Annotated in this window: 13 protein-coding genes and 1 pseudogene; 6 read left to right on the top strand and 8 right to left on the bottom strand. The window is 64.4% G+C overall.

What is annotated here, in order from left to right; all coding sequences use genetic code 11:
• The 5 genes and pseudogenes from C266_RS28130 to C266_RS17110 form a co-directional block, all read left to right on the top strand.
• Window positions 1–138 (top strand): annotated as a pseudogene (locus C266_RS28130) (NAD(P)(+) transhydrogenase (Re/Si-specific) subunit alpha); the annotation flags it as partial.
• 16 nt (window positions 139–154) lie between these two features.
• Entirely contained in the window at window positions 155–475 is a 321-nt protein-coding gene (locus tag C266_RS17095) for an NAD(P) transhydrogenase subunit alpha (protein WP_010805118.1), read from the top strand.
• Entirely contained in the window at window positions 472–1914 is a 1443-nt protein-coding gene (locus tag C266_RS17100; RefSeq protein ID WP_010805117.1) for an NAD(P)(+) transhydrogenase (Re/Si-specific) subunit beta, read from the top strand. Before C266_RS17095 ends, C266_RS17100 begins: the two co-directional genes overlap by 4 nt.
• A 91-nt stretch (window positions 1915–2005) precedes the next feature.
• Entirely contained in the window at window positions 2006–2767 is a 762-nt protein-coding gene (locus C266_RS17105) for a 5'-methylthioadenosine/adenosylhomocysteine nucleosidase (RefSeq protein ID WP_010805116.1), read from the top strand.
• 150 nt (window positions 2768–2917) lie between these two features.
• On the top strand, window positions 2918–4003 hold the full coding sequence (locus C266_RS17110) for a hypothetical protein (protein WP_010805115.1): 1086 nt from the start codon (window positions 2918–2920) through the stop codon (window positions 4001–4003).
• A 79-nt stretch (window positions 4004–4082) separates the two neighbouring features.
• Here C266_RS17110 and C266_RS17115 read toward each other — a convergent pair whose 3' ends face one another.
• From C266_RS17115 to edd, 5 genes are all read right to left on the bottom strand, one after another.
• Window positions 4083–5414, bottom strand: coding sequence for a class I SAM-dependent RNA methyltransferase (locus tag C266_RS17115; protein WP_036663646.1), 1332 nt, complete (start codon window positions 5412–5414; stop codon window positions 4083–4085).
• 49 nt (window positions 5415–5463) lie between these two features.
• The gene (locus C266_RS17120; RefSeq protein WP_010805113.1) at window positions 5464–5997 is read right to left on the bottom strand and encodes a gluconokinase; all 534 of its coding nucleotides are present in this window, start codon (window positions 5995–5997) and stop codon (window positions 5464–5466) included.
• 78 nt (window positions 5998–6075) lie between these two features.
• A complete protein-coding gene (locus C266_RS17125; protein WP_010805112.1) occupies window positions 6076–7431 on the bottom strand; it encodes a GntP family permease in 1356 nt (451 codons plus the stop codon).
• A gap of 94 nt (window positions 7432–7525) precedes the next feature.
• A complete protein-coding gene (gene eda / locus C266_RS17130; protein WP_010805111.1) occupies window positions 7526–8152 on the bottom strand; it encodes a bifunctional 4-hydroxy-2-oxoglutarate aldolase/2-dehydro-3-deoxy-phosphogluconate aldolase in 627 nt (208 codons plus the stop codon).
• A 36-nt stretch (window positions 8153–8188) separates the two neighbouring features.
• A complete protein-coding gene (gene edd / locus C266_RS17135) occupies window positions 8189–10024 on the bottom strand; it encodes a phosphogluconate dehydratase (RefSeq protein ID WP_036663414.1) in 1836 nt (611 codons plus the stop codon).
• A gap of 415 nt (window positions 10025–10439) precedes the next feature.
• Between edd and C266_RS17140 the strand changes: the two genes are divergently transcribed.
• Window positions 10440–11285 carry an SIS domain-containing protein gene (locus C266_RS17140; protein WP_036663648.1) on the top strand — a complete coding sequence of 282 codons (846 nt, stop codon included), beginning with the start codon at window positions 10440–10442 and terminating at the stop codon, window positions 11283–11285.
• 54 nt (window positions 11286–11339) lie between these two features.
• Here C266_RS17140 and C266_RS17145 read toward each other — a convergent pair whose 3' ends face one another.
• The 3 genes from C266_RS17145 to C266_RS17155 form a co-directional block, all read right to left on the bottom strand.
• Window positions 11340–12323 carry an NAD(P)-dependent oxidoreductase gene (locus C266_RS17145; protein WP_010805108.1) on the bottom strand — a complete coding sequence of 328 codons (984 nt, stop codon included), beginning with the start codon at window positions 12321–12323 and terminating at the stop codon, window positions 11340–11342.
• A gap of 70 nt (window positions 12324–12393) precedes the next feature.
• Window positions 12394–13014 (bottom strand): 2-hydroxychromene-2-carboxylate isomerase, encoded by a 621-nt coding sequence (locus C266_RS17150; RefSeq protein ID WP_010805107.1) that lies wholly within the window; start codon window positions 13012–13014, stop codon window positions 12394–12396.
• Between the two features lie 89 nt (window positions 13015–13103).
• Window positions 13104–13520 carry a CopD family protein gene (locus tag C266_RS17155; RefSeq protein ID WP_010805106.1) on the bottom strand — a complete coding sequence of 139 codons (417 nt, stop codon included), beginning with the start codon at window positions 13518–13520 and terminating at the stop codon, window positions 13104–13106.
• Between the last annotated feature and the right edge of the window lie 151 nt (window positions 13521–13671).

Below are 13671 nucleotides of genomic sequence, written 5' to 3' on the forward strand. Positions count from 1 at the left end.
GCACTGTACGCACGTAACGTGCTCGACTTCCTGAAGCTCATCGTCGACAAGGAAGGCAAGCTCGTCATCGATACCAACGACGACATCGTTGCCGCGTGCCTGATGTGCCGCGACGGTGAAGTGCTGCGTGCAGCTTAAGGGGGGAGTCACAACCATGGAAATGATCAATCACACGGTGATCAATCTGATCATCTTCGTGCTGGCGGTGTACGTCGGCTATCACGTGGTGTGGAACGTCACGCCTGCGCTGCACACGCCGCTCATGGCGGTGACGAACGCGATCTCGGCCATCGTGATCGTGGGGGCGATGCTCGCGGCGGGCCTGACCGAAGGCAGTCTCGGCAAGACGATGGGCGTAGTCGCTGTGGCGCTCGCCGCCGTGAACGTGTTCGGGGGCTTCCTCGTCACGCAGCGCATGCTCGAGATGTTCAAGAAGAAAGACAAGCCGGCAAAGGCTGAAGGGGACAAGCAATGAGCATGAATCTCGTCACGCTGCTATATCTGGTCGCGTCGATCTGTTTCATTCAGGCGCTCAAGGGCTTGTCGAACCCGAAGATGGCGCGTCGCGGCAACGCGTTCGGCATGATCGGCATGGCCATTGCGGCGCTCACCACGCTTGCGCTGATCTACGAGTTGCGACGGCTGATGGGCGGCGGCTATTCGGGCCTCGGCCTGATCCTCGCGGGCCTCGTTGTCGGTGGCGGCATCGGTGCGTTCGTTGCGCGCAAGGTCGAGATGACCAAGATGCCGGAGTTGGTCGCGGCGATGCACTCGCTGATCGGTCTGGCCGCCGTGTGTATCGCGGTGGCCGCCGTCGCAGAACCAGCCGCGTTCGGTATCGTGCCTGCCGGGGAAACGGTATTGCCGCCGGGTAACCGCATCGAGCTGTTCATCGGTACGTTCGTCGGCGCGATCACGTTCTCGGGGTCGGTCATCGCCTTCGGCAAGCTCTCGGGCAAGTACAAGTTCCGCCTGTTCCAGGGCGCACCGGTCCAGTTCACCGGTCAACATACGATCAACCTGCTGCTCGCCATCGCGATGCTCGGTTTCGGTGTGATCTTCTTCCTGTCGCAAAGCTGGCTGCCGTTCATTCTGATGACGGCCATTGCTTTCGTGCTGGGTGTGCTCATCATCATCCCGATTGGCGGGGCAGACATGCCGGTCGTGGTGTCGATGCTGAACTCGTACTCCGGCTGGGCCGCCGCAGGCATCGGCTTCTCGCTGAACAACCCGATGCTCATCATCGCGGGTTCGCTGGTTGGCTCGTCAGGCGCGATTCTCTCGTACATCATGTGCCGCGCCATGAATCGCTCGTTCTTCAACGTAATTCTCGGCGGCTTCGGGGCAACGCCCGGCGCAAGCGCAGCGGGCGGCGAGCAACAGCAACGCCCGGTGAAATCGGGCTCGCCGGATGACGCCGCGTTCCTCATGAGCAACGCCGAATCGCTGGTGATCGTGCCGGGTTACGGTCTGGCCGTGGCTCGTGCGCAGCACGCGCTCAAGGAACTGACCGACAAGCTCACGGAGAAGGGCGTGAACGTGCGCTACGCCATTCACCCGGTGGCGGGCCGTATGCCGGGCCACATGAACGTGCTGCTCGCCGAAGCCGAAGTGCCATACGATCAAGTGCTGGAAATGGACGAGATCAACGGCGAATTCGGCCAGACGGACGTGGTGCTGGTGCTCGGCGCGAACGACGTGGTGAACCCGGCGGCAAAGAACGATCCGCAATCGCCGATTGCCGGGATGCCGATTCTCGAGGCGTACAAGGCCAAGACGGTCATCGTCAACAAGCGTTCGATGGCGGCGGGTTACGCCGGTCTCGATAACGAACTGTTCTATCTCGACAAGACCATGATGGTCTTCGGCGATGCGAAGAAGGTTGTCGAAGAGATGGTCAAAGCGGTGGATTAACGCGACGAACCGGCATCGGCGGAGACGCGGGGCGGCAAGGCGCAGCCCCGCGCTACAATGCGCGCTTCTCGTTGCCCGCTGGAATCGCGTCATGACGCTCGGTATTGTCGCTGCCCTTCATGAAGAAATTGCCGATCTGCTCGCCGAAATGGCCCCTGGGGCGCACGTCGAGCACATCGGCATGCGCGACTATCATGTAGGCAAATTGCACGGACACGACTGTGTCATCGTGCTCGCGCGTATCGGCAAAGTCGCGGCAGCGGCCACCACGACCGCATTGATTCACCGGTTCGATGTCGACGAAATCGTCTTCACCGGCCTGGCGGGCGGGCTCGCTCATGGATTGTCGGTCGGCGATGTCGTGGTAGCAGACACGTTCGTGCAACACGACATGGACGCCAGCCCTCTCTTCCCCCGCTTCGAAATCCCCCTGCTCGGACGTGCCGCCTTCGACACCGCCCCGGCACTGCGCGACGCGCTCGCACAAGCCGCCCGCGACTGGCTCGCCGACGAGATGCCGGCACAGGTTTGCGCTGCGTTGCGCGCCGAATTGCAGATGACCGCGCCGCGTGTGCACATCGGAAAGATTGCGAGTGGCGACCGGTTCGTCTCCAGCGCGCAAGAAGTCGATCGTCTGCGCAACGCGCTGCCCGAGGCACTCGCCGTGGAGATGGAAGGCGCGGCCGTGGCCCAGGTGTGTCACGAATACGGCATCCCGTTCGCCGTGATGCGCACGCTCTCCGATGCCGCCGACGATGACGCGCACGTCGACTTCGCACGCTTCCTGCGCGAGGTGGCCAGCCATTACTCGCACGGCATCCTGCGTCGTTTCCTGACGGCAAGGCAAGCGTAGACTGACGAGCACGGCGCCGCCGGACATCTGCGTCCGGCGCCGTGCGTGCATCACCCTCCCCGTTTGGACAATCCGCCGCACGATATCGACATCGCGCGCCGAATTCCCTCCCGACAATGCCCCTTTCACATTGTCCGAAGGAAATTGTCGATGAACGTTGGAGACTCTCATGTCGCGGCAGGCGCGCAGGCGCACCTGGGTACGACGGCACTGGCGCCGATTTACCGATCGCTCAGTTGGAGCGACGTTGTCCAGATCCGGGCCCTCAATCCGAAATGCAATCCGACGAAAGCCGCAGTGGCGCTCGCCGCCGCACACCCTGACAGCGTATTCGGACAAGAAATCGAGGCTTACGTCGGCAAGACGCCCATCGGGGAGTCTGCCCGTAACGCGCAACAGCACCTCACGCTGCGTCACCTCGCTGTGCTGGAAGATCATGAGGTGACGGTGGATTTGCTCAGAGATGCCGGTCTGCCCAACGCCATTGCCGTCGACCTCGTGCATCGCCTGATCGCGCTCCCGACAGGCTGGTCAATCTTCGAGCGGCTCGTGCTCACGCCGAACCTGAACGCCTGGGCGCGCTCGGTGCTGGAGCGAGACGAGGCGGTCCATGTCGCCGACGATGTTCTGACACTGCGTATCTTGCAGGCCTTCGGCCACGACGTCGCCGTGCCCTGGTCGTTCGATGTCACCAACAAATGGGTGCATTTCTACAGCGCCTCCACGAGCGAGACAGGAAGTCTCAGACAACTGCTCGATATGGCGACCATGGATCGACTGGACGACGACTGCGTACGCGACGCCTGCCGCAGGGCCTATCAGGCGTTGGCGCATACGCACCATGGCGCAGGCGGACAAGTCTGGCCGCATTGGGAGGTGAGAAACGGGCTCTGGGAGATTTATCCGGACCCGCGTGGGGCAACATTTCGGGACGACATCGTGTCCCACAATGCGGTGACCTGCGAGACAGAGCGGTGGCTCAGGAACGTCACGGTCGTGGGATGCGTCGACATCCCGGGTCACTCGCCACGCACCGGCCCCGACTACGACAGCGATCTCTCCGACCCGGACAACCTGACGGGCGATCCCGCCCTGCCCCCCATCAGGCCAAGCGAACTGTGGGACCGCCGCGCGGCATCGCCCACCGGGCGACGGGCGGTACGGGCAACCTCGGCGCCCCCCTTCGTTTCGCCTTCGCACGGCGTGAATATGTCCCCCTCCGATGAGAGCCGATAGCCTCGTGTAATCGGTGCCCTCCACAATGCAAAAGACCGGCAATCGCCGGTCTTCTTCGCAACGTCGGGCGACGGCTCGCTTACGCTTGCGGCGCGCCGTCATCTCCCTTGTCTTCGCTCTCGCCACGCTTGCGCACCGAACCGGCAATCAGATCGAAGCGGAACAGGCGGCATTCCAGCGCGCCATTGTACAGTGGCGTGCGGCGCGATTCGCGCAGACGCATCTGGCCCGGCAGGCTCATGTCGGCCGTCAGCAGATACGCGCTCCAGCCGGTAAAGCGTTGCTTGAGGGCATCGCCAAAGGCGCGGAAGAACTCGGCGTCCACGCCATCCGGCTGGTTACGCTGAAACGCGCCGCGATTGCCCTGCACATCGGGAGAATGGCGCTCGTCGTCGTCCCGGTTGTCACGTCCATCGCGCGAAGCACGGCGTCCGCGCACTTCGATACGCTCGCCGTACGGCGGATTCGCGACGATGATCCCCGGACGATCCACCGGCGGCGACATATCGCGCGCATCCACCTGCTTGAGCCCGATGTCGCCCACCCCCGCACGCTCCAGATTGGCACGCGCCTTGACCAGCATGTCGCCCGAAATATCGCTGCCGAAAATCGTCGACGGCACGCCGCGCACGCGCGCGTCGCGCTGTGCGTCCGACGCCTGCACCTTCAGCGCTTGCCACGCCGTGATGTCGTAGCCCTTGAGCTTCTCGAAACCGAAGCGGCGGCCGGCGCCCGCAGGCACGCCCAGTGCGATCTGCGCGGCTTCCGCGAGGAACGTGCCGCTGCCGCACATCGGGTCGTACAGCACCATGTCGGCGGCCGTATCGGTGCGCCAGCCGGCCAGTCGCAAGATGCCGGCGGCCAGATTCTCACGCAGCGGGGCCGCGCCCTTGTCCAGACGCCAGCCGCGCTTGAACAGCGCTTCGCCGGAGGTGTCGAGATAGAGCGTGGCGTCGGTCGCGGTCAGGAACGCGAACACACGAACGTCAGGCTCCGACGTATCGATGTTCGGCCGCGCGCCGGTCTTCTCGCGCAGACGGTCGCACACGGCGTCCTTGATGCGTAGCGTGACGAATTCGAGACTGCGCACCGGCGCCTTGATGCCGGTGACGTCCACACGCAACGTCTGCTGATAGGAGAACCATTCTTCCCAGCGTTGCGAGAGCGCGAAGGCGTAGATGTCCTGCTCGGTGCGATAAGCCTGCTGGGCCACGCGCAGCAACACACGGCTCGCGATACGCGAATGCAGGTTGGCGGCCATGCCGGCTGCCCACGGACCGGCGAAATGCACGCCACCCGGCACCTGTTTGCCCACCGATACCGGCGCCAGACGGCCCAGCTCTGCCAGTTCGGCGGCAAGCGCCTCTTCCAGTCCGCGAGGACAGGGCGCGAAGAATTCGAAGGAAGCCATTTCGATGCGTACGACCGGCACGCGAAGTGCCGGCGGAGGGAATAAACCGCTATTGTACGCGCGCCGCCCCGACGGACGTCAGCGGCACACCACCAGGGCAGGCGGCGAGTTTGTGCAGCAGGGTCTCGACGATGGCGTCGGGCGACTCGCGGATATCGATCACCAGCGCGTCGCGCGGCTCTTCGAGCGTGTCGAACTGGCTTTGCAGCAGCGCCGGATCGAAGAAATGCCCCGAGCGCGACGCCAACCGCTCGCCAATCACCTCCGGGGCGCCTTTCAGATACACGAACACGACGTCGCCGTCGTGCTCGCCCAGAACATCGCGATAGCGCGAGCGCAACGCCGAGCACGCGAACACATGATGACGCCCCGACAACCGGCGCGCGACGATGGCTTCACGGATCGCGGCAAGCCACGGGGCGCGGTCGTCATCGCCCAGCGCCTCGCCGCGACGCATCTTCTCGATGTTCGCGGGACTGTGAAACGAATCTGCGTCGGAAAACCCACAGCCCAGACGGTCGGCGAGTTGCTGCCCGACCGTGCTCTTGCCGCTGCCCGATACGCCCATTACCACGACGATCATGGCTCGCCTCCTTATCACTTAGCCACCTGCCGACTCGCGTCGGCGTGTTGCCGGCGTTGCGTTTTCTGCATCGCGACCTCAGACCACCGTCGCCAGGCCGAGCGTGAGCAACAACGCCACGACTGAAATGATCGTCTCGCAAACCGTCCAGGTCTTGAAGGTCTGCGGCACGGTCATGTTGAAGTACTCCTTGACCAGCCAGAAGCCGCCGTCGTTCACGTGCGACAGGATCAGCGACCCCGCCCCCGTGGCCAGCACCATCAGCTCAGGCTTCACCACGGTGCCTGCGGCCGCCGCGATCGGCGCGACAATGCCGCACGCGGTGGTCATCGCCACTGTGGCCGAACCCGTCGCGATACGGATCAGCACTGCCACCAGCCAGCCCAGCAACAGCGGCGAGAGGTTCGCGTGCGTCGCCACATCGACGATCGCCTTCGACACGCCGCTGTCCATCAGAATACGCCCGAAACCGCCACCCGCACCCACTACCAGCGTGATCGTGGCAATCGGCGCCAGACACTCGTTGGTGAACTTCAGGATCTGGTCGCGATTGAAGCCGCGCCGCTTGCCGAACGTGAAGAAACTCACGAGCGTGGCGATGAGCAGCGCCATCACCGAGTTGCCGATGAGGCGCAGGAAATCGTTGGCGAAAGTCTTCGGCGCGAAGAACAGGTCGGCCCAGCTACCGATGAGCATCAGGATCACCGGCAGCAGAATCGTGAACAGCGTGACGCCGAAGCCCGGCAGTTCGCTCATGGCACGATCTTTTTCGACGAACTGCGCGAGCAGGGGATTGTCCGGGTTCGGCACGACGTAGCGCGACATCAGCTTCGCGAAGAGCGGACCGGCAATTGCCGCCGTCGGAATGCCGACGATCAGCGCGTACATGATGGTGTGGCCGATGTCCGCGTTGTAAGCGGTCACGGCCAGCAACGCCGCCGGGTGCGGCGGAATCAGGCCGTGTACGACCGACAGCCCCGCGACCATCGGAATACCGACGAGCACCATCGACGTACCGGTACGCTTGGCAACGTTAAAGGCAATCGGAATCAGCAGCACGAAGCCGACTTCGAAGAACACCGGCAGACCGACGATAAACGCGATCACGACCATCGCCCAGTGCACGTTCTTCTCGCCGAAGAAGCCGATGAGCGTGCGCGCGATGCGCTCCGCGCCGCCCGACTCGGCCATCATCTTGCCGAGCATCGTGCCAAGCCCCACCACGAGCGCGATGTGCCCCAGCGTGTTGCCCACGCCCGTCTCGAATGCCTTGACGATGCCGCCCATGGGCATGCCCACCGCCAGCCCGAGCACGAGCGAAACGACGATCAGCGTGATGAACGGACTCAGTTTGAAGCGCGCGATCAGCACAATCAGCGCGATTACCGCGACAAGCGCGTACACCAGCAACAAGTTGCCTTGCACCGCGACCATGGGGGTCTCCTCGTTTGGCTAGTTGGGCGGATGCCCGATGGGCTTGCGCCCGATTATTGAAATCTTGTTATGGGTAACACCGGCATTGCCGCGCTCAGCCGCGCGGCAATGCCGCGGCGGCGCGGGCCAGACGCGTGATGCCGCCCCAATCGCCGGCGTCGACGAGCGCCTTGGGCGTCAGCCACGAGCCGCCCACACACACCACGTTCGGTTGCGCCAGATACGACGGCGCCGACTCTGCGCTGATGCCGCCCGTCGGGCAGAAACGCACCTGGCGGAACGGGCCGTACAGTGCCCGCAGCATGGGAACGCCACCCGAGGGCTCGGCCGGGAAGAACTTCACCGTCTCGTAGCCGTCGGCGAGCGCCGTCAGAATGTCGGACGGCGTAACCACGCCCGGCAGCAGCGGCAGACCCACCGCCTTGGCCGCAGCGCCCAGCGCGCTCGTGTAGCCCGGCGAGACACCGAAGCGCGCCCCGGCAGCCACGGCCTGCGCCATTTCGTCCGCACGTGTGAGCGTGCCCACACCAACGATCAGGTCGTCGGACAGCCCTGCGACGTGGCGAATGACGTCCATTGCAGCCGGCGTACGCAGCGTGATTTCGAGTACCCGCACCCCGCCCGCGAGCAGCGCGCGCGAGACATGCTCGCCCTGCTCGACGCTGTCGAACTGGAGCACCGGAACCACGGGGCCGGCACGAACGATGTCATTGATGTCCATTACGTTTTCCTTGAATGCCATGACGTGGACTGCACGTCACTCAGTACCGAAGAACACGGAAGCGCCGGTTTCTGCCGCGCCCACTGCCGCGCGCATATGACTGAAGAGCACACGCCCGGTGTCGTCGCCCGAGACCGGAACCTGCGCGATCTCGCGCGCCGCCCATTCCTGCGGCGCCACCTCGACGTGCAACATGCCGACGTTCGCATCGAGCACGATCAGATCGCCGTCGCGCACGCGGGCGATCGGGCCGCCGCCGGCGGCTTCGGGCGACACGTGAATCACGGCAGGCACCTTGCCCGATGCGCCGGACATCCGGCCGTCGGTCACGAGTGCCACTGCGAACCCTTCGTCCTGCAAGACACCAAGCAGCGGGGTGAGGCGATGCAGCTCGGGCATGCCGTTGGCGCGCGGCCCCTGGCTACGCAGCACCACAACCACGTCGCGATGCAACTCGCCGGCATCGAACGCGGCCTGAACCGCTTCCTGAGAAGTAAATACGCGTGCCGTTGCGCTCACGCGCCGATGTTCCGGCTTGACCGCCGACACCTTGATGACGCCACGCCCTACATTGCCGTGCATGAGCCGCAGTCCGCCATCGGGGGCGAACGGCTCGGCATGGCCGCGCAAAACGTCACGATCACCACTGTAGGCGCTCCCGGCGCGCCATGCCAGCCCTTCGGGAGAGAGCCAGGGCTCCGTGCGGTAACGGGCCAGCCCGGGGCCGGCCACCGTCTTCACGTCGTTGTGCAACAGCCCCGCGTCGAGCAGTTCGCCGATCAGGAAGCCCATGCCGCCGGCCGCGTGAAAATGATTCACGTCGGCTTTGCCGTTCGGGTAGACGCGCGCCATGAGCGGCACCACGGCCGACAAGGCGTCGAAGTCGTCCCAATCGATCACGACGCCCGCCGCACGGGCCATCGCCACAAGGTGCAGCGTGTGATTGGTCGAGCCGCCCGTGGCCAGCAGGCCGACGATGCCGTTGACCACGGCACGCTCGTCGACCACATGGCCGATTGGGGTGTATTCGGGGGTATCCGCGCCGATGGCCAGCACGCGCGCGAGGGCGGCGTCGGTCAGCGCGTCGCGCAACGGCAGTTGCGGATGCACGAACGCCGCACCCGGCAGGTGCAGACCCATGATTTCCATCAGGAGCTGGTTGCTGTTGGCCGTGCCGTAAAAGGTGCACGTGCCCGCGCCGTGGTAAGCCTGTGACTCGGATTCGAGAAGCGCGTCGCGGCCGACTTTACCGGTCGCGTACCACTGGCGGATCTTGGCCTTTTCGTCGTTCGACAAGCCGCTCGCCATCGGGCCGGCCGGCACAAAGATTGTCGGCAGATGGCCGAACTGCAACGCCCCGATGACAAGGCCCGGCACAATCTTGTCGCACACGCCGAGCATCAGCGCAGCGTCGAACATGTTGTGCGAGAGCGCAATGGCCGTGCTCATCGCGATGATTTCACGCGAGAACAGCGACAGTTCCATGCCCGCGTTGCCCTGCGTGACGCCGTCGCACATGGCCGGCACGCCGCCGGCGACCTGTGCCGTCGCTCCGAGCTTGCGTGCCGCCTCGCGCAGGCGCGCCGGGTACTGCTCGTAGGGTTGGTGCGCCGAGAGCATGTCGTTGTAAGCGGTGACGATGCCCACGTTCGGACGGCGCTGCTCGCGCAGGATGAGCTTGTCGTTGGCCGGCATGGCGGCGAAACCGTGCGCCAGATTGGCACAAGACAGCGCACCGCGCTGTGGGAAGCGGCCGGCGCTCGCATCGATGCGAGCCAGATACGCCGCACGCGTGTCGCGGCTGCGCGCGGCAATGCGCGCAGTGACTGCCATTACGGTCGGGTGCAGGGGCTTCGTTTGCTCTGACGTCATGCCGGGGAACGGGATTGCGACGCACCCAGGGGCAGGCGCGATTGGGAGCGGAGTTTAGTAGAAATTCTACATCTCATCAATCAAAAGCCATCGGCATCCGGGGTTTTACTTAGCATTCTCCATGAATTACATGAATTATTGTCATATTGAGAAATGACAATCCATAATATGAAATGAAGAATTTTTGTAGTTTTTGTACATTTCTGCCGCAATCACCCGGCCGCAACACCCGGCGCTGCGCGACGGCGCCACGCGTTGCGGGTGCTATAGTGGGCGCCTGCCCCGCCGGACCCGGCGCACGCCTGCATCACAGGGCGTGCGCGATCGAAGCGTTACGGGAAACAGGGGAATTAGGGGAATGACGGCGCGTGGCGATGTCCGCTGCGCGCTCTGCTTTTGTGGGTGCCTGCCTGCCATGCTCAACCGAATCGAAGCCACGCTGACCCAATTGCGCCCGTCCGAGCGCAAGCTCGCGACCTATGTGCTGGACGCCCCGCGCGAAGTCGTCGATCTGTCGATGAACGAACTTGCCGAGCGCGCCAGCGTCAGCCAGCCCACGATCGCGCGATTCTGTCAGGCGGTCGGATGCAGCGGCTATCGTGAATTCAAGATCCGGCTGGCACAGGGCATCGCGCAGGGTGTGCCGTTCGTGCATCGCGATGTGCGGCCCGACGAACCGGTACCCGGCATCGCGAGCAAGGTGCTCGACCGCACCATCGGCAGCCTCATGCAGGTTCGCAACAACCTGTCGCCCGATAGCATCGGACAAGCCATCGACCTGCTCGCGGGGGCGCGGCGCATCGAGTTCTACGGTGCAGGGGCGTCGGGGATTGCGGCGCTCGACATGCAGCACAAGTTCTTCCGGCTCGGTGTGCCGGCCGTGGCGTATAACGATCCGCACGTCTACGGCATGTCGGCCGCGTTGCTGCGCGAGGGGGATGTGGTGGTGGCGATCTCCAACACCGGCCGCACGCAGGATCTGCTCGAAGCGGCGCAACTGGCACGCACGGCAGGCGCCAGCGTGATCGCGATTACGCACAGCAACTCGCCGCTGTCGCGGCTGGCCAGCGTGGCGCTCTTTGCCGACGTCGACGAAGACACCGACGTCTACTCGCCGCTGACGTCACGCATCGCGCATCTGGCCATTGGCGACGTGCTCGCCGTGGGCATGGCACTGCGTCTGGGTGAGCGCTTGCCCGCACAACTGGCCCGCGCGAAGGAAGTCATCAATCGCCGCAGAACGACCAACGACGGCCGATAGCGGCGACGGCGGCATTCTCTGCCGCCGTCTCTCGTCGCCTGAGTGCCGCTGGCGTTATCCGCGCTGCTGCGCTTGCGGATTCACGGCGTTTTGCAGCGGCTTGCCGGTAAGCGCGGCAATCAGGTTGTCCGCCGCGCACGATGCCATCGCGTGACGCGTCTCGTGCGTTGCCGAGCCGATATGCGGCAGCGCCACCACGTTCTTCATTTTCAGCAACGGCGAATCCACCGGCACCGGCTCGCGCTCAAACACGTCCAGACCGGCCGCGCGCAGATGGCCGGACGCCAGCGCGTCGACCAGCGCTGCCTCGTCGATCACCATGCCGCGTGCCGCGTTGACGAAGATCGCACCGCGCTTCATCTGCGCGAATTCGCGTGCGCCGATCAAACGCTCGGTGGCCGGCGACAACGGCACCAGCGTCACGACGAAATCGGCTTGTGCGAGCAATTCCGGCAACGTCCGGTATTGAGCGCCATACGCCTGCTCCGCTGCGTCGTTGCGCGAACGATTGCTGTACAGCACCTTCATGCCGAATCCGAGCGCCGCACGACGTGCGACGGCCCCGCCAATGCGTCCCATGCCGACGATGCCCAGCGTCTTGCCTTGCACGTCGGTACCGAAATACTCCTCGCCGAGACTAGACTTCCAGCCGCCAGCCTTCACCAGTTCGGCAAGCTCGACCACCCGCCGGGCACTCGCCAAAATCAGCGAGAAGACGGTATCCGCCGTAGTCTCGGTGAGCACGTCGGGCGTATTCATCAACACAATGCCCCGGCGCGTGAGATCGGGCACATCGAACGGGTCGTAGCCCACCGAAATGGTGGCCCATGCCTTGAGCTTCGGTGCCGCGTCGAGCAACGCCGGCGTCACGTTCATGCCCACGCCGATGGCGCCGTCGGCACGATGCAGCGCCGCCGCGAATTCCGCCCGGTTGCCGTCGTTCACTCCCTTGAATTCGCTGAGCGTGAATGCCTCGGCCAATCGCGCACGCACATCAGGCGGCACGCTCTTGTACAACACAACTTCCGGACGACTCATCCTGTTCACTCCTGGGGGGTTGCCGCCGCTAGCACCCGCAGGCGGCAGACGAAATGATCGGCTTGCCGGTTCAGCGCTTTGCGCCGCGCGCTTCAGCAAAAGCCCGTTCGAGAAAATCGAGGCGGTCCTGCCCCCAATAGGGCTGGCCCTCGAAGACGAACCACGGCGCACCGAATACGCCCGCCTTCGCGGCTTCGTCGGTATTGGCGTCGTAGGCCGCCTGTACGCTCGCGCCATTCGACGCCGCGAGCAGCGCCTTGCCGTCGAGCGACAGGCTCTCGGCAATGGCTTGCAGCGTGGCGTCGTCGGCGATGTTGCGCTCCTCGGTCCAGAGCGCCTTCGAGATGGCGGCCGACAGGTCGAGTGCCTTGTCCGTTCCGTGCGCGAGTTGCGTGGCGATCAGCAAACGCGCGGCCGGATCGCCCGCCACCGGGAAGAACTTCGGTTGCAGGTTGAGCGGCACGCCGAGGTACTTCGACCAGCGCGCGAGTTCGACCAGACGATACGCCTGCCGTTGTGGGGTGCGCTTGGCCAGCGGCAGCCCACCCGAGCCCGCGAAGATTCGTCCGAGATCGATCGGCTTGAACTGAATCTGTACGCTATGGCGACGTGCCAGTTCGACAAAGCGTGCGTGCCCCATGTACACAAAGGGCGACGGCGGCGCCACAAAATATTCGCAGGTCAGACTCACGGCAGACTCCTCTCAACTATCGGTGGTTGGCGCTCATACGTAGCGCTCTAATTGCATAACGACGTGTGCGGGATGGAACAAGGGGCACGTCAGAACGGTTTGACGACCGCGAGGATCACCGCGGCCAGCAATCCGAGCACCGGGAATTCGTTGAAATAGCGATACCAGCGATGCGAATGCGTGTTGCGGCCGCTCTCGAACTTGCGCAGCAGACGGCCGCACGCATGGTGATAGCCCAACAGCAACACCACGATCAGCAACTTGGCGTGCAACCAGCCGCCGTAGCGGCCGATGCCGTAATACAGCCAGAGGATCAGTCCGAAAGCGAGGGCAGGCACCGCGAGTATCGTCATGAAGCGATACAGCTTGCGCGCCATGAGCAGCAGACGTTGCGTGGCGGCGGCGTCGCTCTCCATCGCGAGGTTGACGAAGATGCGCGGCAGATAGAACAGACCGGCGAACCACGAGGCGACGAAAACGATGTGAAACGCTTTGATCCAGAGCATCGGGGACAGCGGCCTGCACGCAGGCCGTCGGATATTTTGAACAGCAAACAATGTACAACAATCTGCCATGCCGCGATGCCCAGCGCCCAGCGCCTTCGCGCATGGAACCTGCGGCATTTCGACGCGACCGGGCGAGCACGCCAATCCGGCT

It is taken from the genome of Pandoraea sp. SD6-2 (assembly GCF_000389825.1).
Taxonomy (GTDB): Bacteria; Pseudomonadota; Gammaproteobacteria; order Burkholderiales; family Burkholderiaceae; genus Pandoraea; species Pandoraea communis.

Coding starts and splice junctions, on each gene's coding strand:
- C266_RS17115 (WP_036663646.1), bottom strand. CDS start 5,414: ATGGCTTCCTTCGAATTCTTCGCGCCCTGTCCTCGCGGACTGGAAGAG.
- C266_RS17110 (WP_010805115.1), top strand. CDS start 2,918: ATGAACGTTGGAGACTCTCATGTCGCGGCAGGCGCGCAGGCGCACCTG.
- C266_RS17120 (WP_010805113.1), bottom strand. CDS start 5,997: ATGATCGTCGTGGTAATGGGCGTATCGGGCAGCGGCAAGAGCACGGTC.
- C266_RS17140 (WP_036663648.1), top strand. CDS start 10,440: ATGCTCAACCGAATCGAAGCCACGCTGACCCAATTGCGCCCGTCCGAG.
- C266_RS17155 (WP_010805106.1), bottom strand. CDS start 13,520: ATGCTCTGGATCAAAGCGTTTCACATCGTTTTCGTCGCCTCGTGGTTC.
- C266_RS17145 (WP_010805108.1), bottom strand. CDS start 12,323: ATGAGTCGTCCGGAAGTTGTGTTGTACAAGAGCGTGCCGCCTGATGTG.
- C266_RS17100 (WP_010805117.1), top strand. CDS start 472: ATGAGCATGAATCTCGTCACGCTGCTATATCTGGTCGCGTCGATCTGT.
- C266_RS17095 (WP_010805118.1), top strand. CDS start 155: ATGGAAATGATCAATCACACGGTGATCAATCTGATCATCTTCGTGCTG.
- edd (WP_036663414.1), bottom strand. CDS start 10,024: ATGACGTCAGAGCAAACGAAGCCCCTGCACCCGACCGTAATGGCAGTC.
- C266_RS17125 (WP_010805112.1), bottom strand. CDS start 7,431: ATGGTCGCGGTGCAAGGCAACTTGTTGCTGGTGTACGCGCTTGTCGCG.
- C266_RS17105 (WP_010805116.1), top strand. CDS start 2,006: ATGACGCTCGGTATTGTCGCTGCCCTTCATGAAGAAATTGCCGATCTG.
- eda (WP_010805111.1), bottom strand. CDS start 8,152: ATGGACATCAATGACATCGTTCGTGCCGGCCCCGTGGTTCCGGTGCTC.